Source organism: Arthrobacter sp. CAN_A1, assembly GCF_015751665.1.
GTDB lineage: Bacteria > Actinomycetota > Actinomycetes > Actinomycetales > Micrococcaceae > Arthrobacter_D.
In genome coordinates, this window is the sequence record NZ_JADOUR010000001.1 from 402,582 (window position 1) to 428,608 (window position 26,027).

23 protein-coding genes are annotated in these 26,027 nt (G+C 65.0%); 21 read left to right on the forward strand and 2 right to left on the reverse strand.

Translation table 11 applies throughout. The annotated features are described in order from the left end of the window. Positions 1-29: 29 nt before the first annotated feature. From gcvP to IWX62_RS02010, 7 genes are all read left to right on the forward strand, one after another. A complete protein-coding gene (gene gcvP / locus IWX62_RS01980) occupies positions 30-2,867 on the forward strand; it encodes an aminomethyl-transferring glycine dehydrogenase (RefSeq protein WP_196839667.1) in 2,838 nt (945 codons plus the stop codon). 65 nt (positions 2,868-2,932) lie between these two features. Then, the gene (gene gcvT / locus IWX62_RS01985) at positions 2,933-4,039 is read left to right on the forward strand and encodes a glycine cleavage system aminomethyltransferase GcvT (RefSeq protein ID WP_196839668.1); all 1,107 of its coding nucleotides are present in this window, start codon (positions 2,933-2,935) and stop codon (positions 4,037-4,039) included. Between the two features lie 35 nt (positions 4,040-4,074). Next, a complete protein-coding gene (gene gcvH / locus IWX62_RS01990; protein ID WP_196839669.1) occupies positions 4,075-4,458 on the forward strand; it encodes a glycine cleavage system protein GcvH in 384 nt (127 codons plus the stop codon). Then, positions 4,455-5,783, forward strand: coding sequence for a serine hydroxymethyltransferase (gene glyA / locus IWX62_RS01995; RefSeq protein ID WP_333483142.1), 1,329 nt, complete (start codon positions 4,455-4,457; stop codon positions 5,781-5,783). The genes gcvH and glyA overlap by 4 nt, the downstream gene beginning before the upstream one ends. Before the next feature lie 8 nt (positions 5,784-5,791). After that, complete coding sequence (locus IWX62_RS02000; protein ID WP_196839670.1) at positions 5,792-7,165, forward strand: L-serine ammonia-lyase; 1,374 nt, start codon at positions 5,792-5,794, stop codon at positions 7,163-7,165. A 3-nt stretch (positions 7,166-7,168) separates the two neighbouring features. Next, positions 7,169-7,981 carry a methylenetetrahydrofolate reductase gene (locus IWX62_RS02005; protein WP_196839671.1) on the forward strand — a complete coding sequence of 271 codons (813 nt, stop codon included), beginning with the start codon at positions 7,169-7,171 and terminating at the stop codon, positions 7,979-7,981. A 133-nt stretch (positions 7,982-8,114) separates the two neighbouring features. Continuing rightward, positions 8,115-9,695: a glucoamylase family protein gene (locus IWX62_RS02010; protein WP_333483143.1), complete on the forward strand. Its 1,581-nt coding sequence runs from the start codon at positions 8,115-8,117 to the stop codon at positions 9,693-9,695. 21 nt (positions 9,696-9,716) lie between these two features. Here the strand turns inward: IWX62_RS02010 and IWX62_RS02015 are convergent, their stop codons facing one another. Then, positions 9,717-10,322, reverse strand: a complete 606-nt coding sequence (locus IWX62_RS02015; protein WP_196839672.1) for a TetR/AcrR family transcriptional regulator — start codon at positions 10,320-10,322, stop codon at positions 9,717-9,719. 135 nt (positions 10,323-10,457) lie between these two features. On the opposite strand from IWX62_RS02015, the gene IWX62_RS02020 reads away from it, so the two are divergent. Genes IWX62_RS02020 through IWX62_RS02035 form a run of 4 tightly spaced genes read left to right on the forward strand, consistent with a single transcriptional unit; the run spans position 10,458 to position 14,769 of the window. Then, entirely contained in the window at positions 10,458-11,729 is a 1,272-nt protein-coding gene (locus IWX62_RS02020) for a sugar ABC transporter substrate-binding protein (RefSeq protein ID WP_196839673.1), read from the forward strand. Between the two features lie 2 nt (positions 11,730-11,731). Continuing rightward, the gene (locus IWX62_RS02025; protein ID WP_196839674.1) at positions 11,732-12,679 is read left to right on the forward strand and encodes a carbohydrate ABC transporter permease; all 948 of its coding nucleotides are present in this window, start codon (positions 11,732-11,734) and stop codon (positions 12,677-12,679) included. 1 nt (position 12,680) lies between these two features. Then, on the forward strand, positions 12,681-13,562 hold the full coding sequence (locus tag IWX62_RS02030) for a carbohydrate ABC transporter permease (protein WP_196839675.1): 882 nt from the start codon (positions 12,681-12,683) through the stop codon (positions 13,560-13,562). A gap of 31 nt (positions 13,563-13,593) precedes the next feature. Beyond that, positions 13,594-14,769, forward strand: a complete 1,176-nt coding sequence (locus IWX62_RS02035; protein ID WP_196839676.1) for a glycoside hydrolase family 1 protein — start codon at positions 13,594-13,596, stop codon at positions 14,767-14,769. 137 nt (positions 14,770-14,906) lie between these two features. Here the strand turns inward: IWX62_RS02035 and IWX62_RS02040 are convergent, their stop codons facing one another. Next, entirely contained in the window at positions 14,907-15,416 is a 510-nt protein-coding gene (locus IWX62_RS02040; protein ID WP_333483144.1) for an adenylate kinase, read from the reverse strand. Positions 15,417-15,534: 118 nt separating this feature from the next. Here IWX62_RS02040 and IWX62_RS02045 point away from each other — a divergent pair, with 118 nt between their 5' ends. The 10 genes from IWX62_RS02045 (at position 15,535) to IWX62_RS02090 (ending at position 26,025) form a co-directional block, all read left to right on the forward strand. After that, positions 15,535-17,217: an ABC-F family ATP-binding cassette domain-containing protein gene (locus IWX62_RS02045; RefSeq protein ID WP_196839678.1), complete on the forward strand. Its 1,683-nt coding sequence runs from the start codon at positions 15,535-15,537 to the stop codon at positions 17,215-17,217. Positions 17,218-17,318: 101 nt separating this feature from the next. Continuing rightward, positions 17,319-18,491, forward strand: coding sequence for an MFS transporter (locus IWX62_RS02050; protein WP_196839852.1), 1,173 nt, complete (start codon positions 17,319-17,321; stop codon positions 18,489-18,491). A gap of 98 nt (positions 18,492-18,589) precedes the next feature. Further along, a complete protein-coding gene (locus tag IWX62_RS02055; RefSeq protein ID WP_196839679.1) occupies positions 18,590-19,582 on the forward strand; it encodes an ATP-binding cassette domain-containing protein in 993 nt (330 codons plus the stop codon). After that, the gene (locus tag IWX62_RS02060) at positions 19,579-20,412 is read left to right on the forward strand and encodes an ABC transporter permease (RefSeq protein ID WP_196839680.1); all 834 of its coding nucleotides are present in this window, start codon (positions 19,579-19,581) and stop codon (positions 20,410-20,412) included. The genes IWX62_RS02055 and IWX62_RS02060 overlap by 4 nt, the downstream gene beginning before the upstream one ends. Before the next feature lie 106 nt (positions 20,413-20,518). Beyond that, positions 20,519-21,277, forward strand: a complete 759-nt coding sequence (locus tag IWX62_RS02065; RefSeq protein ID WP_196839681.1) for an ABC transporter ATP-binding protein — start codon at positions 20,519-20,521, stop codon at positions 21,275-21,277. Beyond that, positions 21,274-22,029, forward strand: coding sequence for an ABC transporter permease (locus tag IWX62_RS02070; RefSeq protein ID WP_196839682.1), 756 nt, complete (start codon positions 21,274-21,276; stop codon positions 22,027-22,029). Before IWX62_RS02065 ends, IWX62_RS02070 begins: the two co-directional genes overlap by 4 nt. Before the next feature lie 145 nt (positions 22,030-22,174). Beyond that, positions 22,175-23,122, forward strand: a complete 948-nt coding sequence (locus IWX62_RS02075; protein ID WP_196839683.1) for an ABC transporter ATP-binding protein — start codon at positions 22,175-22,177, stop codon at positions 23,120-23,122. A 2-nt stretch (positions 23,123-23,124) separates the two neighbouring features. Continuing rightward, positions 23,125-23,988 carry an ABC transporter permease subunit gene (locus IWX62_RS02080; protein ID WP_196839684.1) on the forward strand — a complete coding sequence of 288 codons (864 nt, stop codon included), beginning with the start codon at positions 23,125-23,127 and terminating at the stop codon, positions 23,986-23,988. Positions 23,989-24,023: 35 nt separating this feature from the next. Continuing rightward, positions 24,024-25,298 (forward strand): sensor histidine kinase, encoded by a 1,275-nt coding sequence (locus IWX62_RS02085; RefSeq protein ID WP_196839685.1) that lies wholly within the window; start codon positions 24,024-24,026, stop codon positions 25,296-25,298. Between the two features lie 7 nt (positions 25,299-25,305). Continuing rightward, entirely contained in the window at positions 25,306-26,025 is a 720-nt protein-coding gene (locus tag IWX62_RS02090; protein WP_333483168.1) for a response regulator transcription factor, read from the forward strand. Positions 26,026-26,027 lie beyond the last annotated feature (2 nt).

Below are 26,027 nucleotides of genomic sequence, written 5' to 3' on the forward strand. Positions count from 1 at the left end.
ACCGCCCGGGCCCCATCAAGGGAGTTCCCATGACCGTTCAACCCCTCACCGAATCGACCTTCGCCGACCGCCACATCGGCCCCCGCTCGACCGACGCCGCCCAGATGCTCACCACGCTGGGCTACCCCAGCCTCGACAAGCTGGTCGAGGTCGCGGTCCCCGCGAACATCCGCTCCGTCGAACCCCTGAACCTCCCCGCCGCCCTGAGCGAGTCGCAGGTCCTCGCGCAGCTGCGCGCCATTGCCGGCAGGAACACGACAGCCGTCCAGATGATCGGCCAGGGCTATTACGACACCGTGACACCACCGGTGATCCGCCGCAACGTCCTTGAGGCCCCCGCCTGGTACACCGCCTACACTCCGTACCAGCCGGAGATTTCGCAGGGCCGCCTCGAAGCCCTCCTGAACTTCCAGACCATGGTCCAGGACCTCACCGCCCTCCCGATCGCCAACGCCTCCCTGCTCGACGAAGCGTCAGCCGTTGCCGAGGCCGCGCTCCTGATGCGCCGGTCCGGCAAGAACAAAGGCAAGACGGTGCTTGACGCTGACTGTCTCCCGCAGACAATCGCCGTCGTCCGTGGCCGTGCCGAAGCCCTCGGCTTCGAGGTCGAGGTGGCAGACCTCACCCAGGGACTGCCCGACGGCGACATCAACGGCATCATCCTCCAACAGCCCGGAGCCTCTGGTGCCCTTCGCGACCACCGCTCGCTGATCACGGCGGCACACGACGGCGGCGCCCTCGTCACCGTCGCCGCCGACCTGCTGGCGCTGACCCTGATCACCCCGCCGGGCGAGCAGGGAGCCGACATCGCCGTCGGCTCCGCCCAGCGGTTCGGCGTTCCCCTCTTTTTCGGAGGCCCCCACGCAGCGTACATGGCAGTCCGCAAGGGCCTTGAGCGGATGCTTCCCGGCCGGCTGGTCGGAGTGTCGAAGGACGCCGACGGCGCACCCGCCTACCGCCTCGCCCTGCAGACCCGCGAGCAGCACATCAGGCGTGAAAAGGCGACGTCAAACATCTGTACCGCCCAGGCACTGCTCGCCATTGTCGCCAGCATGTACGCGGTCTACCACGGCCCCGACGGCCTGAAAGCCATCGCCGAGCGGGTGCACTCGCACGCGGCCCGGCTGGCAGCCACGCTTGCCGACGCCGTCGCCGTCGTTCACGCCGACTTCTTCGACACGATCCTCATCAATGTTCCCGGCAAGGCCCAGGAGTTCCTGGCCAAGGCTGAGGCCGCAGGCATCAACCTGCGCCTGGTCGACGAGGATCACCTGGGCGTCTCCTGCGACGAGACCACCACCGAGGAGCACCTCGCCACCCTCGCCGAGGTGTTCGGTGTCGACCAGGTTGCCGAGCTGCCCGGCCCGGCAGCGGTCCCAGCCGACCTGGTCCGCTCCTCGACCTACCTGACCCACCCGGTGTTCGCGAGCCACCGCTCGGAAACCCAACTGCTGCGGTACCTGCGCCGGCTCTCCGACAAGGACCTGGCACTGGACCGCACCATGATCCCGCTGGGCTCGTGCACCATGAAGTTGAACGCCACAGTGGAGATGGAGCCCATCTCCTGGCCTGAGTTCGCCACTATCCACCCGTTCGCCCCCGCTCACCAGACCGAAGGTTGGCGCTGGCTGATCGAGGATCTTGAGGACAAACTCGCGGAAATCACCGGTTATGCCAAGGTTTCCATCCAGCCCAACGCCGGCTCGCAGGGCGAACTGGCCGGTCTGCTCGCCATCCGCGGCTACCATCTGTCCCGCGGTGACCAGGACCGCAACGTCTGCCTGATCCCCTCCTCCGCGCACGGCACCAACGCTGCGTCAGCAGTGCTCGCCGGGATGAAGGTCGTGGTGGTCAAAACCGCTGACAACGGCAACATCGACCATGATGACCTCTTGGCGAAGATCGCCCAGCACGCCGAGCAACTCTCAGCCATCATGATCACCTACCCCTCCACGCACGGCGTGTTCGAAGAAGACGTCCGCTGGGTCTGCGGTCAGGTGCACGACGCCGGCGGCCAGGTCTACATTGACGGCGCCAACCTGAATGCGCTGGTGGGCCTGGCGAAGCCGGGAGAGTTCGGCGGCGATGTATCGCACCTAAACCTGCACAAGACGTTCTGCATCCCTCACGGCGGTGGCGGACCGGGTGTGGGCCCGGTTGCGGTTGCCGGGCACCTCGCGCCGTTCCTGCCCGGCGACGCCGCCGCACCCGAGACCGGGGAAGCGGGAGTTCCTATCTCCGCCTCACGCTACGGCTCCGCTGGTGTTCTCCCGATCTCCTGGGCCTATGTGGCCCTGATGGGGGCGGAGGGGCTCACCTCGGCCACCGGCCATGCGCTGTTGGCCGCCAACTATGTGGCGGCCCGGCTGACCGAACACTTCCCGGTCCTCTACTCGGGCGAGAAGGGCCTGGTCGCGCACGAGTGCATCCTGGATCTGCGGCCGCTGACCGCTGCGACCGGAGTGACCGCCGAGGACGTCGCTAAACGACTCATTGACTACGGGTTCCACGCTCCGACACTGAGCTTCCCCGTGGCCGGGACCCTGATGGTGGAGCCCACTGAGTCTGAGGACATCGGTGAATTGGACCGGTTCATCGAAGCGATGATCGCCATCAAGGGCGAGATCGACCAGGTGCAGGCGGGCAAGTACACGCTGGAGCAGAGCCCGCTCCGGCAGGCACCGCACACGGCCCACGCTCTGATCAGTGACACGTGGGACCAGGCGTACCCCCGTGAACTGGCCGCCTACCCGGTCCGCACGCTCAAGCACAACAAGTACTTCCCGCCGGTCCGACGCATTGACGGCGCTCACGGCGACCGCAACCTGGTGTGCTCCTGCCCGCCCATCGAGGACTTCGAAGACTGAAGCTCGTCCCCGCGCGGCCGCCGGCCGCGCGGGTTGACCCTGGATACTCGATCGGAAGGATCACCATGACCAAGCAGACCGCCCTGTACGCCGAACATGAATTGCTCGGAGCCAGCTTCACCGACTTCGGCGGCTGGCAGATGCCCCTGAAGTACCGCAGTGAACTCGAAGAACACCACACGGTCCGCCGCGCAGCGGGACTCTTCGACCTGTCCCACATGGGCGAGGTGTGGGTCACCGGTACCCAGGCCGCCGAGTTCCTGAACTATGCGCTGGTGGGCAACCTTGCAGCGATCGCCGTCGGGAAGGCCAAGTACTCGCTGATCTGCACCGAGGACGGAGGGGTGATCGATGACCTGATCGTCTACCGTCGCGCCGACGAGCGTTTCCTCGTAGTCCCCAATGCCAGCAACGCCGACACCGTTGCGGCGGCCCTGCAGGAGCGCGCCGCCACCTTTGATGTGACGGTGGAGGACGAGTCGGAGAGCACCGCCCTGATCGCCGTCCAGGGTCCGTCCGCCGAGGCTATTCTGCTGGAGATCGCCGCTACTGGGTCACGTCAGCTCATCACCGACCTGTTGTACTACGCCGCCGTGGAGGTGGAACTCGCCGGACTGCAGGTCCTGCTGGCCCGCACCGGGTACACGGGCGAGGACGGCTTTGAGCTGTTCATCGGCAACACTGAAGCGGTGCAGTTGTGGAAAGCCGTCGCCGCGGCCGGAGCGCAGCACCAGCTCGCGCCCTGCGGGCTCGCTTCCCGGGACTCGCTCCGCCTGGAAGCGGGGATGCCGCTGTACGGCAACGAGCTCGGGCTGGACACCAACCCCTTTGAGGCAGGGCTCGGTGGGGTGGTCAGTCTGAAGAAGACCGACAACTTTGTGGGCCGGTCGGTGTTGGAGCCCCTCAAGGAAGCGCAGCTGAGGCGGAAATTGGTCGGATTGCAGAGTGCCGGACGCCGGTCGGCGCGCGCCGGGTATGACGTCGTCGTCGACGGATCAGTGGTCGGAACGGTGACATCGGGGCTTCCCAGTCCCACCCTCGGCTACCCCGTAGCAATGGCCTATGTTCAGGCCGAGCTCGCTGAGCCCGGCACCGAGGTGCAGGTTGACCTCCGTGGGAAGCCAGAGCCGTTTACGGTTGTCGCCACGCCGTTCTACCGCCGCCAGAAATAGCCAGACTTTACATACCCCGAAAGGTATATACCCACGTGAGCATCATTAAATCAGGACTCCGCTACTCCGCCGAGCACGAATGGATTGACACCCCGGCAGCCGGGGCAGCAACAGTCGGCGTGTCAGCCATCGCCGCCGATGCCCTCGGCGACGTCGTCTACGTCAGCCTTCCCGAGGTGGGCGACACGGTGACTGCCGGCGAAAGCTGCGGCGAGGTCGAGTCAACCAAATCAGTCTCCGACCTGTACGCCCCCGTCACCGGTGAGGTCACCGAGATCAACCAGGACGCCGTTGATAACCCCGGCATCCTCAACGAGGATCCCTATGGAGCAGGCTGGCTGTTCAAGGTCGACGTCGCCAGTGAAGGCCCCTTGCTTTCCGCCGAGGAATACGCCACGAAGAACGGGATCGGCGCATGAGCACCCAGACCCAGCTCGACACTATCGGGCACCTGAACGCCACCCTCGCAGACCTGGACCCCGAGGTGGCGCGCAGCATCGACGCCGAGCTCACCCGGCAGCGCAACGGACTCGAAATGATCGCCTCCGAGAACCACACGCCGGTGGCCGTCATGCAGGCGCAAGGATCGGTGCTGACCAACAAATACGCCGAAGGCTACCCGGGCCGTCGCTACTACGGTGGCTGCGAGCACGTTGACGTGCTGGAGCAGCTAGCGATCGACCGCGTCAAATCACTCTTCGGCGCGGGGTTCGCCAACGTCCAGCCCCACTCCGGAGCACAGGCGAACGCTGCCGTCATGCACGCCCTGATCAAACCCGGGGACACCATCATGGGTTTGAACCTCGCCCACGGCGGTCACCTGACCCACGGCATGCGGATTAACTTCTCCGGCCGGCTCTACAACGTGATTCCCTACCAGGTGCGACCCGACGATTACCGGGTGGACATGGACGACGTCGAACGCCTTGCCCGCGAGCACAAGCCGCAGCTCATCGTTGCGGGCTGGTCCGCCTACGCCCGGCAGCTCGACTTTGAGCGGTTCAGGAGTATCGCCGACGAAGTGGGCGCCTACCTGATGGTCGACATGGCACACTTCGCCGGTCTGGTCGCCGCAGGGCTGCACCCCAGCCCGGTGCAGCACGCCCACGTCACCACCTCCACCACGCATAAGACTCTTGCCGGTCCGCGCGGCGGGATCATCCTCAGCAACGACGCCGCGATTGCCAAGAAGATCAACTCAGCAGTGTTCCCGGGCCAGCAGGGCGGACCGCTTGAGCATGTCATCGCCGGCAAGGCAGTCGCCTTCAAGATTGCTGCCTCGACCGAGTTCAAGGAACGCCAGCAGCGGATCCTGGATGGCGCGCGGATCCTTGCGGACCGGCTCACCCAGCCGGACGTCGCCGAGCACGGCATTTCTGTGGTGAGCGGAGGCACCGACGTACACCTGGTCCTCGTGGACCTCCGCGACTGCGAACTCGACGGTCAACAGGCCGAAGACAGGTTGGCGCAGATCGACATCACCGTGAACCGCAACGCTGTGCCCTTCGACCCCCGTCCGCCCATGGTCACCTCGGGACTACGGATCGGTACGCCGGCTTTGGCCAGCCGTGGATTCGAAGCCACAGCCTTCACCGAGGTGGCCGACATCATTGCCGAGGCCCTCATCGCTCCGGCCGATGCCGACCTGACGTCACTCGCCCAGCGGGTTTCGGCGCTGGCAGCAGAGCACCCGCTGTACGCCGACGTCGTGCCATTCGGCGCGGGCACCCGGAACAACGGCTAAGGAACTCCATGCCCATCAGTGCGTTCGACCTGTTCAAAATAGGGATCGGTCCCTCCAGCTCCCACACCGGGGGGCCGATGACCGCCGCGTTCCTGTACACGGAGCTGGTGGAGCAGCGGGGCCTGGTGGAGGCGGTGCACCGGGTGGAGGTGGAGCTGTTCGGCTCGCTGGGGGTGACCGGTCACGGTCATGGCACCGTCAAGGCGGTCATCCTGGGGCTTGAGGGCGAGCGGCCGCAACTGGTCGACCCGGTGGCCGCCGGTCCCCGCGTCGATGAGGTGGCGCAGACCCGCCGGCTGCGGTTCGCCGGTCGCCGGGAGATCGACTTCGATCCTGAGGTAGACCTGATCATGCACCGGCGGAAGCGGCTCGACTTCCATACCAACGGGATGCGGTTCCACTCCTACGACGCCGACGGCGGGGAACTGCTGGTCCGGGACTACTTCTCCGTGGGCGGCGGATTCGTGCTGGATGAGGACCAGATTGGCGCTGACCCCGCCGCCGAGGCGACCGTCCCGGTGCAGCACCCCTTCAATACGGGCGAGCAGCTGCTGGAGGTGTGTGCCGCAAACGGGAAATCGTTCTCGGAGATCGTGATGGCCAACGAGCTGTCCTGGCGCACCGAGGCTGAAGTCCGCTCCGGCCTGCTCGACATCTGGGACGTCATGCAGGACACCATCCACCGCGGATCCACCACCGACGGAATACTTCCGGGCGGACTGGGGGTGCGACGTCGGGCAGCCACCCAGCTCCGGTTGCAGCAGAAGGCCGAAGATCCCAACGACAAGCTGAGCACCATGGAATGGGTGACCCTCTTTGCCCTCGCCGTCAACGAGGAAAACGCCGCCGGGGGCCGCGTGGTCACAGCACCCACCAACGGTGCCGCGGGGATCATCCCGGCAGTCCTGAAATATTATGTCGACTTCGTCCCGGGAGCCAACGACGACGGCGTCGTCCGCTTCCTCCTCGCGGCCACGGCCATCGGAGCACTGTTCAAGCAGAACGCCTCCATTTCCGGTGCCGAGGTCGGGTGCCAGGGAGAGGTGGGGTCTGCGTGCGCCATGGCAGCCGGGGCGCTCGCCGAAGTACTCGGCGGGACTCCCGAGCAGGTGGAGAACGCTGCTGAAATCGGGATCGAGCACAATCTGGGACTGACCTGCGACCCCGTCGGCGGGCTGGTGCAGATCCCCTGCATCGAACGGAACGCCGTCGGCGCCATGAAGGCGATCACCGCCGCCCGGATGGCCGTCCGGGGCGACGGGATACACCACGTCTCGCTCGATGTCGCCATCAAAACCATGCGGGACACCGGTGCGGACATGATGGACAAGTACAAGGAAACCGCCCGCGGGGGGCTGGCGCTCAACGTGGTTGAGTGCTGAGCGATGGCTGAGCGTGGCGGGCCAGTCCCGCTCCGGGTGGAAATCATTCCCGGTGCGGGAATTGTCGCGGCGCTGCAGCAGCACTTGCCGGCACCCGCCGTCGTCACCATCACCTGCCTCCCCCATCACGGAGCCGAGGAGACCATTGACCTTGCGGTCCGCCTGGCAGACCTCGGGTATCAGGCGGTGCCGCACCTGGCGGCCCGGTCCCTGACATCCCGCGGGCAACTCGCCGGTTTCCTCAGCCGGCTTGGGGCCGCTGGGGTCACCGACATCTTCGCGATTGCCGGCGACGACAGCTCAGCTGCCGGACCCTATGCGTGGAGCGGGGCGCTGATGGAGGATATCTCGTCGGTGGGTGCGGGTTCCTTCGCGCTGGGAACGGCCGCCTACCCGGAGGGCAGGCCCGGAGCGTCGGCTGCCGAACTCACCGACCTGCTCCTGGCCAAACAGGACCTGTGCTCCTGGGCGGTCACCCAGCTCTGCTTCTCCGGCCCGGTTCTGGACGCCTACGTGACCGGGTTGCGCGCCGCCGGCGTGACGCTGCCGGTCTGGGCCGGTGTGCCGGGTACCGTGCGCCGGACCAAGCTGATTTCCCTCGCCGCGCGCATTGGGGTGGGCCCGTCCCTGAAATTTGCCCAGCGGTCGTTGACCGGGGCCGGAGGTGGCTCGCTGGTGCGCAGTGTGCTGGCGCCGTCGTCGTACGACCCGGATCCGCTGATCCGATCGGTCCTCGACTCGGAACGCTTCGCCGGAATCCACGTGTACAGCTTTAACGACCTGGAACCGCTCGCCAGGACCTTCCCCCACCGTTGAGTCAACCCTTATGACCGGTTTTGGGCGCAAAAGTGGTCATATGTGGTGACTCGACGGGAGGGGGTTGGTTAAAAACCTTGTATGCGTAAGGTTTCTATGGAACCCTGAAGTTCATCCGAACAAAGGAGTTCCCATGAGGTTGCCCAACCTTCGAGATGTCCAGAGTGCACGGCCGGGAGGTCGACGTCGGACAGCCCTCGCGCTTGGAGCGGCCGCAGCAGTGGTTGCGCTGATCGCGCCCACGGCCGCGATCGCCGAACCCGGTGGCAAGAAGTCCGATCCGCTGAAGCAGTACGCTGCCGACACTTGGGCGTCGCTCGACGCAATGACCGACGAGACCACCGGCCTGCCCGCCGATAACATCGAGGGCGACCTCAGCACGCCCAGCGAGTACACGAGCCCGACCAACATTGGGGGCTACCTGTGGTCAACCATTGCGGCCCGAGACCTGAAGATCATCGACCGCAAAGAGGCAAGCGCCCGCCTGGCCACCACCCTCGACACCCTCGAAACCCTCGAGGTGCACGAGCCCAGCGGCATGTTCTACAACTGGTACTCGCCCACCGATGGCAGCAAGCTGACCATCTGGCCGGAAAGCGGCGACGTCGTCCACCCGTTTCTGAGCACCGTTGATAACGGGTGGCTTGCTGCGGCACTCAGGGTGGTGGCCGAGGCCGAGCCGCGGCTCGCCAAGCAGGCTGACGCGCTCTACGACACCATGGACTTCGGGTGGTACCACGACCTCAATGCGCGGGAGGGAGTGAGCCTCAACCGCGGCGGATTCTGGGATGCGCCGCCGGGGGACGGCTGTGCTGTCCCCGGCAACTACGGTGACGAGGGCCCCGACGTCTACTACACCTGCCACTGGTACGACACATCGGTGAGCGAGGCGCGGATCGCGACCTACCTCGGCATCGCCAATGGACAGATCCCGGCGTCCGCCTACTACGGGACCTACCGGACCATGCCTGACCGGGGCTGCGAATTCGGCTGGCAGGAGCAGAAGCCGACCGGTGAAACCCGCGAGTACCTGGGGGTCAGTGTCTTCGAGGGCGTCTATGAGTACCGCGGGATGAAGCTGGTCCCGGCCTGGGGCGGCAGCATGTTTGAGGCCCTGATGCCTGACCTATTCGTTCCCGAAGCCGAGTGGGGCAAGCGCTCGTGGGCGCCGAACCATGAGGCGACCGTCCGGTCTCACATCGAGCACGGCATGGACGAGGCGGAATATGGCTACTGGGGTTTCTCCCCGGCCAGCGACCCCTTCGCCTCCTACCGCGAGTATGGCGTGGAGGAGATTGGCATCAACAGCACCGGCTACGCGAGCGACGTCGAGAGTACCGACGTCGACAAGGGGTACGACGGCTGCCGCGAGGCCGCCAATCCTGATCCTGAGTTCGGCGACGGCGTCGTCACCCCGCACGCAGCGTTCCTTGCGCTGCCCTACGACCGCGAGGCGGTTCTGGACAACCTTGAGGGCATCAAGAACGATCTCGGCGCCTACGGGCCGGGTGGGTTTTACGACTCGGTGGCAGTGGGGAGCGGGACCATCGCCGAGCGGTACCTCAGCCTGGATCAGTCGATGATCATGGGTGCCATCCTCAACGAACAGAAGAAGGACAAGCTGAAGGACTACTTCGTGGACCGCGGGTTCGAGAAAGCAGTCCGTCCCCTGGTCGAGGCGCAGGTGTTCGGCACCGATCTCGGCGGAAAATAGGTTCGTCCTGGTTCCCGGCCCCTAACGGGCGTCGGGAACCAGGAAGTACCCACGGACAAACTCGTCGAAGACTCCGGTCATATCCACTGACTCGTCAAGCAGCCACTGTTGCTGTAGTCCGTCCATGACCGCGGCGATCAGCCGGGAGGCGTGGTGGACATCCAGGTCGCTGCGCACCAGGCCATCACGCTGCGCGTCGGCGAGAATTTTCGCTGTCTGCTCCGCCCGATCGGCATAGCGGGCGGCGAAGTACTCGTGGGCCGGGTGATCGCCGTTGGTGGCCTCGGCCGCTATCACCGTGTAGAGCGAGGTCAGCCCGGGCGTGGTCTGGTTGTAGGAGACCACGCGCCGCATCTGCTGCAGGAGGGTGTCTTCGGCGACATCGCCGGCCGCCTCCTTCACCCGCTCATCCCGCTGTCGGAGGACTTCGGTGAAGAGCTCTTCCTTGCTGGCGAAGTGATGCATCAGCCCGGCGGGGGTCAGGGCAACGCGCTTGGCGATCTCCCGCAGGGATCCGCTGTGGAAGCCGCTCCGCCCGAAGACCACCAGCGCGGCATCCAGAATCTCCTGCCGCTTGGCCTGGCCTTTGGCGTAGCTGCCGCGTTTCCGGTCCGGGGAGATAGTCATGAACAAAAACCTATCGCATGAGCGGAAATAAAAACCTTCCGCATGTAAGGTTTTTATGGTAGCTTTGCAACGAACTCCGGCAGCGAACCCCCTAATTCGTGCGGAGCTTTCCACACCACCACTGGAGGCAACACTATGAATCAATGGCGATCATGGAGCGCGGTAGCTGTTATCGGCGCGCTCGCACTGACAGGATGCGGACGCGAGGAGGGCGGCGACGCCGCCGCCGAAGCGGGGGCCGCAATAGATGACGCCCCCGCCACCGGGGAAGTGACCATCTGGGCGATGGGCAACGAAGGTGAAGTGCTCGACCAGCTGGCGTCCCAGTTTGAGGACGAGAACCCCGATGTCACCATCAACGTGACCCCCGTCCCGTGGGAAAGCGCCCACGACCGCATCGCAACGTCGATCGCCGGCGGAGAAACCCCTGATATCTCGATGCTGGGAACCACCTGGGTGGGCGAGTTCGCCGCCACAGGAGCACTGGAGCCGACCCCCGAGGGCCTGGTCGAGGAATCCGATTTCTTCGAAGGGTCCTGGGGTACGGCAGTGGTCGACGACGTCGCCTACGGTATCCCCTGGTACGTGGACACCCGCGCCATGTACTACCGCACCGATATGGCCGAGGCCGCAGGTGTGGAACCCCCCACCACCTGGGACGAATTCAAGACCTTCACCGAGGGACTGCAGTCCGAAGGTGCTGAGGTTGGCGTGTCACTGCCGCCCGGTGGGTTTGATTCCTGGCAGTACGTTGCACCCTTCGTCTGGCAGCAGGGTGGCGACATCATGAATGAGGACGGCACCGAATTCACTTTCGAGACCCCCGAGTGGAAAGAAGCCTTCGAGTACTACGCGAGCTTCTTCGAAGACGGGATTTCCGACCCAGTGCGTCTTGAAACCGGCGAAATCGAGCAGAAGTTCATTTCCGGTGAGGTGGGCTCATTCTTCAGTGGCCCGTTCCACGTCGGTCTCCTGGAGGAGCAGGGCGGAGAGGAATTTGCCGACATGTTCGACGTCGCCATGGTTCCCGGCGCCGCGTCACAGACCAGCTTCACCGGTGGTGGCAACCTGGCCGTGTTCAACGACAGCGAAAACCGGGATGCCAGCTGGAAGTTCGTGAGGTGGCTCGGCGAACCCGAGACACAGCTGGAGTGGTACGGCATTTCGACCACCCTTCCCAGTGTGCAGGCAGCCTACGAGGACCCAACTTTCGCCGATGACCCCAACCTGAGCGTCTTCGCGGCCCAGCTGGAAGATTCGAAGGCCCCACCGGCCATCCCCACGTGGGCACAGGTCTCTGCAGTGATCGACCAGGAACTCGAAAAGGTTACCCGCGGGGACACCACGGTTGATGAGGCGCTGGCCGCCATCCAGAGCCAGGCCGAAAGCATCGGGACGGGCCTCTAACAGTGGCTTCCGCCCCATCGGCAACGGCTGGCGACGCTCCGGCGCGAGAGCGTAAGCCAGCGCGCAAACCGCGCTCGCGCCGGAACCGCCAGACGCTCATCGCCTGGGGCTTCGCAGCCCCCTTCCTGATCCTCTTCATCATTTTCATGGCGGGCCCGATCCTGGCCTCGCTGGCGATGAGTTTCACCGATCTCACCACCCGGGATCTCCGCAACCCCTTCGGCGTGAACTTTGTGGGGCTCGAGAACTACATTGGGCTGTTCAACGACCCCCGGTTCGTTCGATCACTGGTGAATACTGCGGTATTTGTGCTGGTCGGTGTTCCGCTGACCATGGCCCTGGCGTTGCTGGTGGCCCTCGCCCTCAACAGCGGGATCGCCCGGTTCCGCACCATCTTCAGGGTGGGCTACTACGCTCCCGTTGTGACGAGCATTGTTGCTGTGGCCATCGTCTGGCGCTTCATCCTGCAACCCGATGGTTTATTAAATGGGTTTCTCGATGTCTTTGGAATCGCCGGGCCGAACTGGCTTGAGGACGAATTCTGGGCGCTGCCATCCCTGATCGCCATGGCGGTTTGGCGGAATATCGGCACCCTGATGGTAATTTTCCTGGCCGGCCTGCAGGGAGTTCCGCGGGAGCATCATGAGGCGGCAATGGTCGACGGCGCCAGTTCCATCCAGCGGTTCTGGAACATCACGCTGCCGGCCATGCGCCCTCCAATCCTTTTCGCTGCGGTGATCACGGGAATCGGATACCTGCAGTTCTTCGAGGAGGCCTACGTGATGACCAGCGGCGGACCGCTGGACGCTACCCTGTCCACCGCCATGTACACCTATGACCAGTTCGGGTTCGGCAACTACTCCTACGCTTCGGCGGCCAGTTACGTGTTGTTCCTGGCGATCGTCGTGTTGTCGCTGATCCAGTTCCGGCTGCTCGGAAAGAAGGATTGACATGGCAGTTTCAACTGTCCCGCCGATCGCGCTGGTCACCAAAACGCGGCCCCGCCGGTCGCCCATGCGGCAGCGGCCCAAGGTGTGGCTGTACGTGGTGCTTGTACTCGGCATGATCGCGATGATCCTGCCCTTCGTGTGGATGATCCTCGGATCCTTCAAGACGAATGCCGAGATCCGCCAGTATCCGCTGAACTTCTGGCCGCTTGAGCCCACCCTGGACAACTACACCGAACTGTTCGTGCGGCTGGATTTTGCCACTTTCTTCGCCAACAGTCTGGTGGTGGCTATTTTCGTCACCGCCGGGAACATCGTCTTCTCTTCAATGGTGGGGTACGCCCTGGCGAAGCTTGAGTTCGCAGGCAAGAAGGTTCTCTTCATCCTGGTCCTGGGAACCCTGATGGTGCCCGGAGTGGTGACCTTTGTGCCGCTCTTCGTCCTCACGGCGAACCTGGGGCTGGTGAATTCCTACCCCGGGCTGATCCTGCCCTTCCTGATCGCACCGCTGGGTGTGTTCCTGATGCGGCAGTTCATGCTGAGCCTGCCCGACGAGCTCATCGAGGCGGCACGCATTGACGGGGCCAGCGAGTGGAGGATCTTCCTCCGGGTCATCATGCCCCTGTGCGGGCCAGCGGTGGCCACCCTCACGATCCTTACCTTCCTGGCGTCCTGGAACAACTTCCTCTGGCCACTGGTCGTGGCCACCAGCGAGGACCGTTACACGCTCCCCGTCGCACTGGCCCTCTACTCGGTCGGTCAGAACGCCGCCGAGTACGGGCTGATGATGGCGGGCGCCGTCGTCGTCGTTCTCCCCATCCTTCTCATCTTCGTGCTGCTGCAGAAGTACTTTGTGCAGGGCATCGCGCTGACAGGCATCAAATAGCCGGCTGACGCCGGCGGAAAGTAGTCAACCTATGAACTTCCCAAACGGGTTTCTGTGGGGTGCGTCCACAGCGGCGCACCAGATCGAAGGCGGCAACGTCAACTCCGATTGGTGGCAGCGCGAGCATGGCCACCTCCCGGGTGCGCCGGTCGAGGCGCCGAGCGGGGACGCCGCTGACAGCTACCACCGGTACCGCGAGGACATGACTCTGCTGGCCGACGCTGGCCTGACGTCGTATCGCTTCAGCATCGAATGGGCGCGGATTGAACCCGAGGAAGGGTTCGTGTCCCGGGCGGCACTGGACCACTACCGCCGGATGGTGGCTACCGCCCTCGAACTCGGCCTCACCCCCATGGTGACCCTTCACCACTTCACCAACCCGATCTGGTTCGCCCGCGCCGGCGGCTGGAAGGATTCCGGGTCGGTGGAGCGCTTTGCACGGTATGTGGAGCATGCGCTGCCCGTGCTGGAGGGTGTGGACCTGGTCTGCACCATCAACGAGCCAAATATGGTGTCCGTACTGGCCGATCCTGAGCAGGGATTCCCGTCCGTGGGGCTCCCGGCTGGCAACCCCGAGGTCACCGCGAACCTCATAGCCGCCCACCGCCGGGCCGTAGAGATTCTCCAGGGCGCGGGCAAGCAGGCGGGCTGGTCGGTTGCCACCCAGGCGTATCAGGCGGAGCCCGGTGCTGACGGCGTCACCGAGGAGTACGGTCGCTCACGCGAGCATGTCTTCCTGGAAGCTTCGACCGGCGATGACTGGGTGGGGGTCCAGGCCTACACCCGGACGAAGGTCGGCGCTGACGGGCCACTGCCGATCGACGACGACGCCGAGCGCACGCTGACGGGCTGGGAATATTACCCGTCAGCTATCGAATACGGCATCCGCAACTCCTGGGAACGCAACGGTGTGCCCATCTACATCACCGAAAATGGCATAGCGACCGGCGACGACTCCCGCCGGATCGACTACACGCGGGGCGCCCTGGAAGGCGTGGCCCGCACCATCGCCGACGGTATCGAGGTACGCGGCTACCTGCACTGGAGCGCCCTGGACAACTACGAATGGGGTAGCTTCAAGCCAACCTTCGGCCTGATCGGCTGGGACGCCGAGACTTTCGAGCGTCATCCCAAGCCGAGCCTCGGCTGGCTGGGACGGGTGGCGCAGGCCAACTCGCTCGTCGAGTCCGCTCCGGTGTCCTCCTAGCCCTTCTCAGGTTCCCCCACCCCGTCCCACTTTGGGTTGAGTCAACACATATGACGTGTTTTCGCCGTGAAACCTGTCATATGTGTTGACTCAACCCTGGTGGTGGGGGTGGGGCAGAGTGGTTGGAGGAGCAGGCGTCAGTGGGAGTTGGAGGTGCTCTCGACCTGTCGGAGCCACCGTTCCAGGTCCCGTGGGCGGGTGAAGCGCAGCACCGGCACGTCGCCGTCGTCGATAAACTTCCGGATCCGCGCCCGCTTTCGGGGGAAGCTCTTGAAGTGCCACACCAGAATGGAGTCCCGGGCTACAGTCCTGCGCGCCGACTCCCGATTGCCGTTGCAGACCTCCGCCCCGCGGACCACCCGGCGAAGCGTGCGCCGGACCAGCCGCGACAGCGACACCCACCGGGCGTAGTCCAGGGCGACGATCAGTTCTGCGCGGGGGAGCACCTGGCCCGACCACTTCGCATAGGCGGTGTCGAGGACCCAGCGCTCGCCGGCTGTCAGGCTGCTCGCCAGCCGGGCCTGATCCTCCGGATCGCGTTCGGTCCACCCGGGCAGCCACCCGATCTGGTCATCAGCCGACAGCTCGGGGAGGCCCGTCGCCGTCGCGTACCGGTGGGCGACGGTGGACTTCCCTGCCCCAGTCACCCCATAAAAGAGGACTCTTTGTGGCCGAACTGGAGTAGCAGCACTGGTCATCGGTTCATCCTGCCACGGCCGTGGGGTGGGTGGGGGCGGGTTTGCCCCCGGATGACAGACTTAAGCCGTGGCTCATCTAGATGTTTCCAACATTGACTACTTTCTCTCCGACGGACGGCAACTGCTGAACGCCGTCGGCTTCAAGGTGGGCGACGGGCACAAAACGGCCCTGATCGGCCCCAACGGCACCGGAAAGACCACCCTGCTGCGCATCATCGCCGGGGATATCACCGCCGACGAGGGTGCAGTCACCCGCTCCGGCAACATGGGCATCATGCGTCAGTTCGTGGGGCAGGTCCGGGATGAAACAACGGTCCGGGATCTCCTCGTGTCTGCCGCACCGCCGGTGCTCGCCAAGGCCGCGAAAGCGGTCGACGACGCCGAACTCGCGATGATGGAGAACGACGACGAACCCACCCAAATGCGCTACGCCCACGCGATCACCGAGTGGGGTGATGCCGGCGGGTACGAGCTGGAAACCACGTGGGACGAAGTCACCATGGCGGCACTCGGCGTGCCCTACGCCCGGGCGCAGTACCGTGCGTCTTCGTCGTTGTCAGGCGGTGAGCAGAAACGGTTGGTGCTCGAGGCATTGTTTTCCGGGCCGGATGAGCTGCTCCTCCTCGACGAACCGGACAACTACCTCGACGTCCCCGGCAAGCGCTGGCTTGAGGCGAAGCTCAACGAATCCAAAAAGTCAGTCCTGTTCGTCAGCCACGACCGGGAACTCCTGGCGAACGCGGCCACCCGCATCATCACCCTGGAGCCGGGGGCGCTCGGCGCGTCGAGCTGGATCCACGGGGGCGGTTTCGAGAGCTACCTGCAGGCCCGCACCGACCGGAACCTGAGGTTTGAGGAACTTCGCCGGCGCTGGGACGAGGAGCACCTCAAGCTCAAAGAGCTCGTCAATATGTACAAGAACAAGGCAGCGTTCCGGTCCGACATGGCCAACCGGTACCACGCGGCCCAGACCCGGCTGGCAAAGTTCCTCGAAGCAGGTCCGCCCGAGGCGATTCCGATCGAGCAGAACGTCACCATGCGGCTCAAAGGCGGACGTACGGCCAAACGTGCCGTCGTCGCGCAGAAGCTTGAACTCACCGGGCTGATGAAGCCATTCAGCACGGAGATCTGGTTCGGTGACCGGGTCGGAGTGCTCGGTTCCAACGGCTCGGGCAAGTCCCACTTCCTGCGACTGCTGGCCAGCGGCGGCACCGACCCGGAGAAGGAACACGAACCCGTCTCCGAGGTCAGCATCGCTCCCGTGCCCCATGAAGGGACGGTGAAGCTCGGCGCCAGGATCAGACCAGGGTTTTTCGCGCAGACCCACGTCCGGCCCGACCTGCTGGGCCGCACCCTCCTGGACATCCTGCACCGCGGCGACGACCACCGGTCGGGACTGCCGCGGGAGGCGGCGTCGGGCGTCCTGGACCGCTATGGCCTGGCCGGACAGGCCGAGCAACTCTACGACTCCCTGTCCGGCGGGCAGCAGGCCCGGCTGCAGATCCTGTTGCTGGAACTCTCGGGCGCGACACTGCTGCTACTCGACGAACCCACGGACAACCTCGACCTGCACTCAGCCGAGGCCCTCGAGAAGGCCATCGACGCCTTCGAGGGGACCGTGCTGGCCGTCACCCACGACCGGTGGTTCGCCCGCAGCTTCGACCGGTTCATGGTCTTCGGATCCGACGGCAAAGTGTACGAAACAGAGGAACCGGTCTGGGACGAGGGCCGGGTGCAGCGGGACCGCTGAACCCGTCCCGCCCACCTGTGTCCAAGGCAAAGTGACCGCTGTAGACCGTCCGCGGCGATTGCGCATACGGTTTACTGGTGCAAACTAATGTGACTCCTGCAATGTGGGCGACGTTCGCCGTCTTCGGGCTCAACGGCCTGGTCTTCGCCAGCTGGGCGGCCCGCATCCCGGCGGCGTCCTCGACGCTCAGCCTCAGCGACGGCCAAACCGGGGCACTCCTGTTGGCCGCGGCGGCTGGATCGGTGCTCGCCCTTCCCCTCGCGGGAAGCGTCGCCGGCCGGGTAGGAGTTGCCAACACGGTCCGGATCGGGGGCGTCGTGTCGGCTCTGGCTGCCATGACCATCGCCGCTGGATTGACGACGACGTCGGTCCCCCTCACCGCGGCCGGCCTCTTCCTCTTCGGGATCGGCGTGGCCCTGTGGGACGTGGCGCAGAACATTGAGGGTGCCGACGTCGAACACCGCCTGCGCCGAACCATCATGCCCAAGTTTCACGCGGCATTCAGCGGCGGAGCTTTTGTCGGAGCGATGGTGGGCGCCGGACTGTCGCTGCTCGGCGTCGACCTGTCCTACCACCTGCTGGGAGTGACGGCAGTGGTGCTGGTGGTGGCCCTTTGGGTGCCCCGCTACTTCCTGCCGGAAATCTCCCACGCGGAGGCGCACCCCGACAGTCCCCAGCCCGGCCGGTTTGGCGCCTGGCTGGAACCACGGACCTTGCTGATCGGGCTCGTGGTGCTGGGTGCGGCGCTCACCGAGGGTGCAGCGAACGACTGGGTCGCCAAAGCAACCGTTGACGGGCTGGGATCCAGTGAGGCCACCGGCGCCGTGATGTTCGGCGTGTTTGTAGCGGCAATGACTCTCTTCCGGTTTGTGGGCGGCGGCCTGATTGACCGCTACGGTCGGGTCAGGGTGCTACAGATCAGCCTCGGATCGTCGCTGGTCGGTCTGCTGCTCTTCGTCTTCGCCCCCACCGTTCCACTCGCTGGCGTCGGCGCAGTGCTCTGGGGGGCGGGTGCAGCACTGGGCTTCCCGATGGGCATGTCTGCGGCGGCCGATGAGCCACGGCACGCGGCCGCCCGGGTGTCAGTGGTTTCCACCATTGGTTATATGGCCTTCCTCGCCGGCCCGCCCCTGCTTGGGTTCCTCGGAGACATCGTGGGAATCCGCAATGCACTGCTGGTGGTGGGGGTGGCGGTGCTCGCCTCGTTCCTGGTGGCGCCGGCCGCCGCCGAGCGCCGCATCGAAGTGGATCACCCGGGAACCCCTGTCAGCTGAGCCCGAGTCGGGTAAACGGCGACGTTCAGGACTAGATCAGGTCAAAAGCTGTCCTCGATTGTTACCTGCCGTCATTGCCGAACCATAAGCTTGGTCGCATGACAATTATTGAGGCCAGGGGTCTGAAAAAGACCTATAAGTCGAAGAGCGGCCCCGTCCATGCGCTGGACGGGTTGGACCTGCTGGTGCCCCAGGGCACCGTCAAGGCGCTGCTCGGTCCCAACGGTGCAGGCAAGACCACCGTTGTGAAGGTCCTGACCACGCTGATTCAGCCCACCGAGGGTACGGCGTTTGTCGACGGCATCGATGTGCTCTCAAACCCCCGGGCCGCCCGTCGCATCATTGGGGCGTCAGGGCAGTATGCCGCGGTCGACGAGAACCTCACCGGATTCGAAAACCTAGAAATGGTGGGCCGGTTGTACCACCTCGGCGCCAAGACGGCGAGGCGTCGCGCCCAGGAGTTGATCGACCAGTTTGAGCTCACCGAGGCCGGCAACCGCCCGGTCAAGGGTTTTTCCGGCGGTATGCGCCGCCGGATCGACCTCGCCGGCGCGCTGGTCATTAACCCCAAGATCCTCTTCCTCGACGAGCCCACCACGGGCCTCGATCCGCGGAGCCGGCTGGCTCTCTGGCAAATCATCAAGAACCTGGTCAATGACGGCACCACCCTGCTGCTCACCACCCAGTATCTCGAGGAGGCCGATCACCTCGCCGACGATATTGCGGTCATCGACGGCGGCAAAGTCATTGCCGAGGGCACCTCCGATCAGTTGAAGGCGCAGATCGGTGGGCATCGCGTGGTTGTGGCACTTATTGACGAGGCGGACGCCGGCACCGCCAGCGAGATTCTTGCCCGCCACGGTGAGGGCGAAGCCCGGGTGTCCAGCGACCGCCGTAGCGTTGAAGTAGCCGTCACTGACGGTCCCCGCGCCCTGCAGTACGTGCTCGCGGATCTCGGACAGGCAGGTATTGGGCTGCACGACGCCGGGATGCGTCGTCCCACCCTCGACGATGTGTTCCTTAAGCTGACGGGTCACACCGCCGAACAAGAGCAGGACGCCGACGCAGCCGAAATGGAGAAAGCCAAATGAGTGTCCTCACCAAGCAGACCTACGAGAGCATCGGTACTCCGGCCGGTCAACTGCTTTCCGATGGGTGGATTGCCACCCGCCGGAACCTGATCAAGATCAAACGGGTACCCGAGATCCTGGTCTTCACCATCCTGCAGCCGATCATGTTCGTGTTGCTGTTCAGCCAGGTGTACGGCGGGGCAATGAATGTCTCTGACTACACCAACTTCCTGATGGCGGGTATTTTTGCGCAGACGGTCATCTTCGGGTCAACATTTTCCGGAGCCGCCATGGCACAGGACCTCAAGGATGGCATCATCGACCGGTTCCGCACGCTGCCCATGAGCCCCGCTGCGGTGCTGATCGGCCGCACCAACGGTGACCTCGTCATCAACAGCATCTCGATGCTGATCATGATGGGCACCGGCTGGATCGTCGGCTGGCGGGTCACCACCTCGGTCTGGGGATTCCTCGGCGGCGTGGCAATTCTGCTCCTCTTCAGCTACTCGTTCAGCTGGGTGATGGCTTTGCTGGGCATGAGCGTGCGTAGCCCCGAGGTCATCAACAACGCGTCCTTCATGATCCTGTTCCCGCTGACCTTCATCTCCAACGCGTTCGTTCCCATCCACACCATGCCGGAGGTGCTCAAGAACATTGCGGAGTGGAATCCGGTCTCCGCCCTGGTGGAGTCGGCACGGCAACTGTTCGGCAACACCAATCCGGACTTCCCGCCGCCCACCGCCTGGACGTTGGAGAACCCGTTCATCACCATCTTTGTGGGGATTGCGCTGATGCTGCTGATCTTCGTGCCGCTGTGCATCAGGAAGTTTGAGTCAATCAGCTCCCGGTAAGGGCTGAAAGCTCCAGAAACGGCCCCCAGGGTCAGGATTGCCGGTTCTGCCCGGCCATCCTGACCCTCCGGGCAGTTTCTGGGCCAGATGAAGGTCAGGAGCCATCATGGCACCGCAGCAGACCGGTCGGCGCAGCGCCGTCGAGGTTTCAGCCCTGACCGTGACGCGCGCCAAACGTGATGTCCTGAAGGACGTCAACTTTAGCGTTCCCGCAGGCCGGATCACCGGATTGCTCGGGCCCTCGGGCAGTGGGAAGACCACGCTGATGCGGACCATCGTCGGCGTGCAGCGCATCACCTTCGGCACCGTGTCGGTCCTGGACCGGCCCGCCGGCGACCCAACCCTCCGCCGCGAGGTGGGCTACATGACCCAGGCCCCCAGCGTGTATGCCGACCTCACCGTCGAGGCCAATGTCAGCTACTTCGGGGCCATGCACGGCAGGAAGCGCACCGATACTACCGAAGCGCTCGCCGCCGTCGGATTGACCGAGCTCGCACGACGCAAGGCATCGGACCTTTCTGGCGGCCAGTTCAGCCGCGTCTCCCTGGCCTGCGCCCTGGTGGCAGCGCCACGTCTGCTCATCCTCGACGAGCCGACCGTGGGCCTGGACCCGGTCCTCAGGGTCGACCTATGGCAGCGTTTCGCCGACCTCGCCGCCCATGGCACCACCCTGTTGGTCTCCAGCCATTCGATGGAGGAAGCCGCGCGCTGCGATATCCTCAGCCTCCTCCGCGGCGGCCGCCTCCTCGCGCACCTCACCCCCGATGACCTGCGACGACAGGCGGAGACCGACGATCTTGAGGCAGCTTTCCTGCGGCTCATCCGTGACGCCGAATCCGACTCCAGTGCAGGGGGCGCGGCGTGAATCCCCGGAGTCTGCTCGCCACCGCCCAGAGGGTGCTCCGACAGCTCCGGCACGACCCGCGCAGCGTCGCGCTCATTCTGGTGGTGCCGGGCCTCCTGCTCGCCCTGGTGTATTTCCTGTTCCAGAACGAGACTGTTCCGGCCGGGGCGCCGAGGACCTTCGACCGGGTTGGCCTGATGATGCTGGCCATTTTTCCCTTCGTGGTCATGTTCCTGGTCACCTCCATCACCATGCTCAGGGAACGCACCTCGGGAACCCTCGAACGGCTGCTGACCACCCCGATGCACAAGGCTGACCTGCTGTTCGGCTACGCCCTTGCCTTCTCGCTGATGGCAGCCCTGCAGGCGATGGTTGCCACCGGGGTGGCCTACTGGATTTTCGACCTGGACATCGCTGGCAGCCCCGCGTTGGTGGTGCTGGTGGCTGTGGTCAATGCAGTGCTCGGGGTTGCCCTGGGCCTACTCTGCTCTGCGTTTGCCCGCACCGAGTTCCAGGCAGTGCAATTCATGCCGGTGGTGGTGGTGCCGCAGATCCTGTTGTGCGGGTTGTTCGTGGCCCGCGACCGGATGAACGAGGTGCTTGAGGCGGTCTCCAACGTGCTCCCGCTGACCTTCTCAGTCGATGCGCTGCTGGAAATCGCCGCCCATACCGACGCCACCCAGGCCATGTGGAATGACGTCCTGGCCCTCGCGGTCATCGTGCTTGCTGTGCTGACCCTCGCCTCGTTTACCCTGCGCCGCAACACGGCGTAGACGGAGGAATCCGGCTGGTCCTCATCCGAAAGGTGTACCGGGAGGAGCCAAACATCATCCCAAGGAGCGGCGACCGGGCGGACAGCAGTCCGTAGGGTAGAGGAAGGCCCAGCAACGGGCACCACGCAATTTTAAGGACGTAGCCATGATTGAGGCACAAGGCCTGGCGAAGCGCTATGGCTCCAAGACAGCAGTGGACCATGTGTCATTCACAGTCCACCCCGGCAAGGTCACCGGTTTCCTCGGCCCCAATGGTGCCGGCAAGTCGACCACCATGCGGATGATCGTCGGACTGGACAACCCTTCCGCCGGGAACGTGACCGTCAATGGCAGGCGTTACTCCGAACACCGGGCGCCACTGCGTGAAGTGGGCGCCCTCCTCGACGCGAAAGCCGTCCACACCAAACGCACCGCCTACAGCCACCTGCGCGCCATGGCGGCAACCCATGGCATTCCCAACAGCCGGGTCAAGGAAGTCATCGAAATGACCGGGCTGGGCCCCGTCGCCAAGAAGCGCGTCGGTGGGTATTCCCTCGGTATGGGCCAACGCCTCGGCATTGCGTGTGCCCTGCTGGGCGACCCCCACACGGTGATCCTGGACGAGCCGGTCAACGGACTTGACCCCGAGGGCGTCCAGTGGGTCCGCCACCTCGCCAAAGGCCTCGCCGCCGAAGGGCGCACCGTGTTCCTGTCGTCCCACCTGATGTCGGAAATGGCACTGACCGCCGACCACCTGATTGTGATTGGGCGCGGGCGGATCATCGCTGACGCTCCCATTGAGCAGATCATCTCCGATCAGGGCCAGACCCGCACCAGGGTCCGCACCGACAACCCAAGTGAATTGATCCGCGCGCTCGCCGGCGACGGCGTGACGTCGAAGCAGCTGGAACCCGAACTACTTGAGGTCACCGGAGCGGATTCCCACCGGATCGCCCGCACAGCACTTGACCACCGGGTGCTGGTTTACGAACTGACCCCCTTGCAGGCGTCCCTCGAAGAGGCGTACATGCAGCTCACCAACGACTCAGTCGAGTACCACTCGCATGACCTCCCGCAGACAGCTCAGGCCGCCGGCGTCGGGGAAGGAAAGTAGCCATGTCTCACACAGCAGTCACAGCGCCGCCGCGCCGTACCACCCAGGGCAGTGGCGTGAACTTCATGCGGGTCCTGAAGTCGGAATGGATCAAACTCGTCACCGTCCCGTCCACAGTCATCATGCTGTCCATCACGGTGGTGGTGATGATTGGGCTCGCCGCCCTCTTCGCCTGGCAGACCACGGTGCTGCTGGATCTTCAGGGGGACCCGGAGATGGCCGCGCAAATGCAGGGAGCGCCGGACGCCACCTCAATCACCAACACCATCCCAGGCTCCGGGCTGATCTTCGGACAGCTACTCATCGGTTCGCTCGGGGTGGTCCTGATCGCCTCCGAGTGGGGCACGGGAATGATTCGCTCCACGATGGTCGCCGTCCCCAAACGTATTCCTGCCCTCCTCGCGAAGCAGCTGGTGTTCGCCGTCGTGGCCTTCGTCGTCGGCGCCGGCTCCGCACTGGTCAGCTACCTCATCGCACAGCCCATCCTTACCCCCTCGGAACTCGAGTTCGGGCTGGCTGACGAGGGAGTGTTGATGCACATCATCAACACCGGGTCGGTGCTCGCACTGATGGCCGTGATCGCCATGTCGATCGGCACCCTGCTCCGCAACACGGCTGGCGGCGTCGTCACGACCATCGGCTTGCTCCTGATCCTCCCGATCCTCGTCGCCACCCTCCTGGCGGGCATCGCCGACTGGGTCCCCGACGCCGCCCGTTTCCTTCCCAGCAGCGCCGGTGAACAGATGGTCGCCATCACCATCGCAGACGGCGCACTCGACCAGTGGCAGGGTGCACTGGTGCTCGGCGCATGGGCCCTGGTGATGCTGGCGGTTTCCCTGCTGGTCACCAAGAAGCGGGACGTATAACCAGCCCGTCCATACCGGACAGATAAGCTCACTCCATGAGTGAAAAAGCCTTGGTGGAGGGGGCGGTGGAGCGAACGGCCGCCGTCTCCTTCACTGAGATCAACGCGAGACGGCTCGGTCCGTTCCGCCGCTATTTCCGCAGCCACCCCCGGGTGACCGACGCCCTGGTGGTCCTGGTCTATCTCGCCACCAGCTTGCCGCAGGCGATCGTCGCCACCGTCATGTTCGATCAGTGGTTGGCCCTGATCCCGGTCGTCACGGCGGGGGTGGTCCTCTTCTGGCGCCGGGATCGCCCGTTGATTGTCCTGGGTGTCCTCGTGGGTCTGGAATGGATCAGCCTCTTCACCTCGGAGGGCCAGGCCAGCGTGGGGATCGGTGTGTGGTTTGCGCTCTACGCGGTGGCGGTACGGCATCCCTTCCGCATTGCCCTCTGGGCCCTCGCCGGAGCGGCATTGTTCTCCATCGCCCCCCTCTGGTTTGTCGACGCATTGTTCGTCGAAGAGGCGCCCTACCTCATCTGGATCGTTATGGGCTTCGTCCTGATGTGGTACTTCCTCGCGATCGGGTTCGGGGTCACCACCCGCCGGGACCGCCAGCATGAGACGGCCCTGCGCGACTGGGCCATCCGCAACGCCGAACTGGCGTCAGCGACCGAACGCAACCGGATCGCCCGGGAGATGCACGACGTCGTCGCGCACTCCCTGTCCGTGATGATCGCGCTTTCCGACGGGGCCGCCGTCGTGATGAAGCGGGACCAGGACCGCGCCCGGGAGGTGCTTGACGAACTTTCGACCAGCGGACGGACGGCGCTCGCCGACATGCGCCGGGTGCTCGGGGTGCTGCGCGAAAGCCCCGACGCCGCACCCCGCGAGCCCCTCCCGGCCGCCGGGTCGCTGTCAGCTCTCCTCGACGGGTTCCGGGTGGCCGGGTTACCCATCCGCCTGGGGCTCACCGGCCCGGGCCTGCCCGACGACCCTGCCTTCCACCTCACCGTGTACCGCATCATCCAGGAATCCCTGACCAATGTGCTGCGCTACGGCAAGAGCGTCACCACCGTCAACGTGGCGATCACCCGTACCGGCACCCTGGTCAGGGTACGGGTGTCCGACGACGGCCGCGGCAGTATGGGCCCGGTGGTCTCCGTCGGTTCGGGGCAGGGAATTGCCGGAATGCAGGAGCGGGCCTCCATCTACGGCGGGACTGTTACCAGCGGTCCGGGACCCGAGGGTGGGTGGGTGGTTGACGCACGCTTGATGATCCCCGAGGACCAATCCACCACCAGGGGAGCGCCATATGTCCGAAGTGCCTGATCAGCTGATGGCCGATGAGCCTACCGCCGGCGAGCCGCCGACCAGCGACCCCATCAGAATCCTCCTCGTCGACGACCAGCCCTTGCTGCGCATGGGGTTCCGGCTCATCCTCGAGGGTGAAGACGGCGTCGAAATCGTCGGCGAAGCATCCAACGGCGCCGAAGGGGTGCGGCTCGCGGCGTCACTCACGCCGGACGTCGTGTTGATGGACGTCAGGATGCCCATCATGGACGGAATCGAAGCGACCCGGCTCATCACCGGGTCGGGATCCTGCGCGCGTATCATCATCCTGACCACCTTCGACCTTGACGAGTATGCGTTCGCGGGACTTCAGGCTGGTGCGTCAGCCTTCCTCCTCAAGGATGTGGGCCCGGATGAGCTGGTTCACGCGGTACGGGTGGTTGCCAGCGGTGACGCTGTCGTGGCTCCGCGGGTGACCCGCCGGCTGCTGGAAACCTACGTGCGGTCGCTGCCACCCCAGGCGGCCCCACCGCCGCCCGATCCGCTGCTGGAGGACCTGACTCCCCGGGAACGGGAGGTCCTGGGGGCCATCGCTGAAGGGCTCTCCAACGCTGAACTGGCCCACAAGTTCTTCCTCTCCGAAGCCACGGTGAAAACCCATGTGCGGCGGATCTTCACCAAGCTGCACCTGCGGGACCGGGTGCAGGCGGTGGTCTACGCCTACGAATCGGGCCTGGTGGTCCCCAGCCAGGGGCAGGACTACTGAGG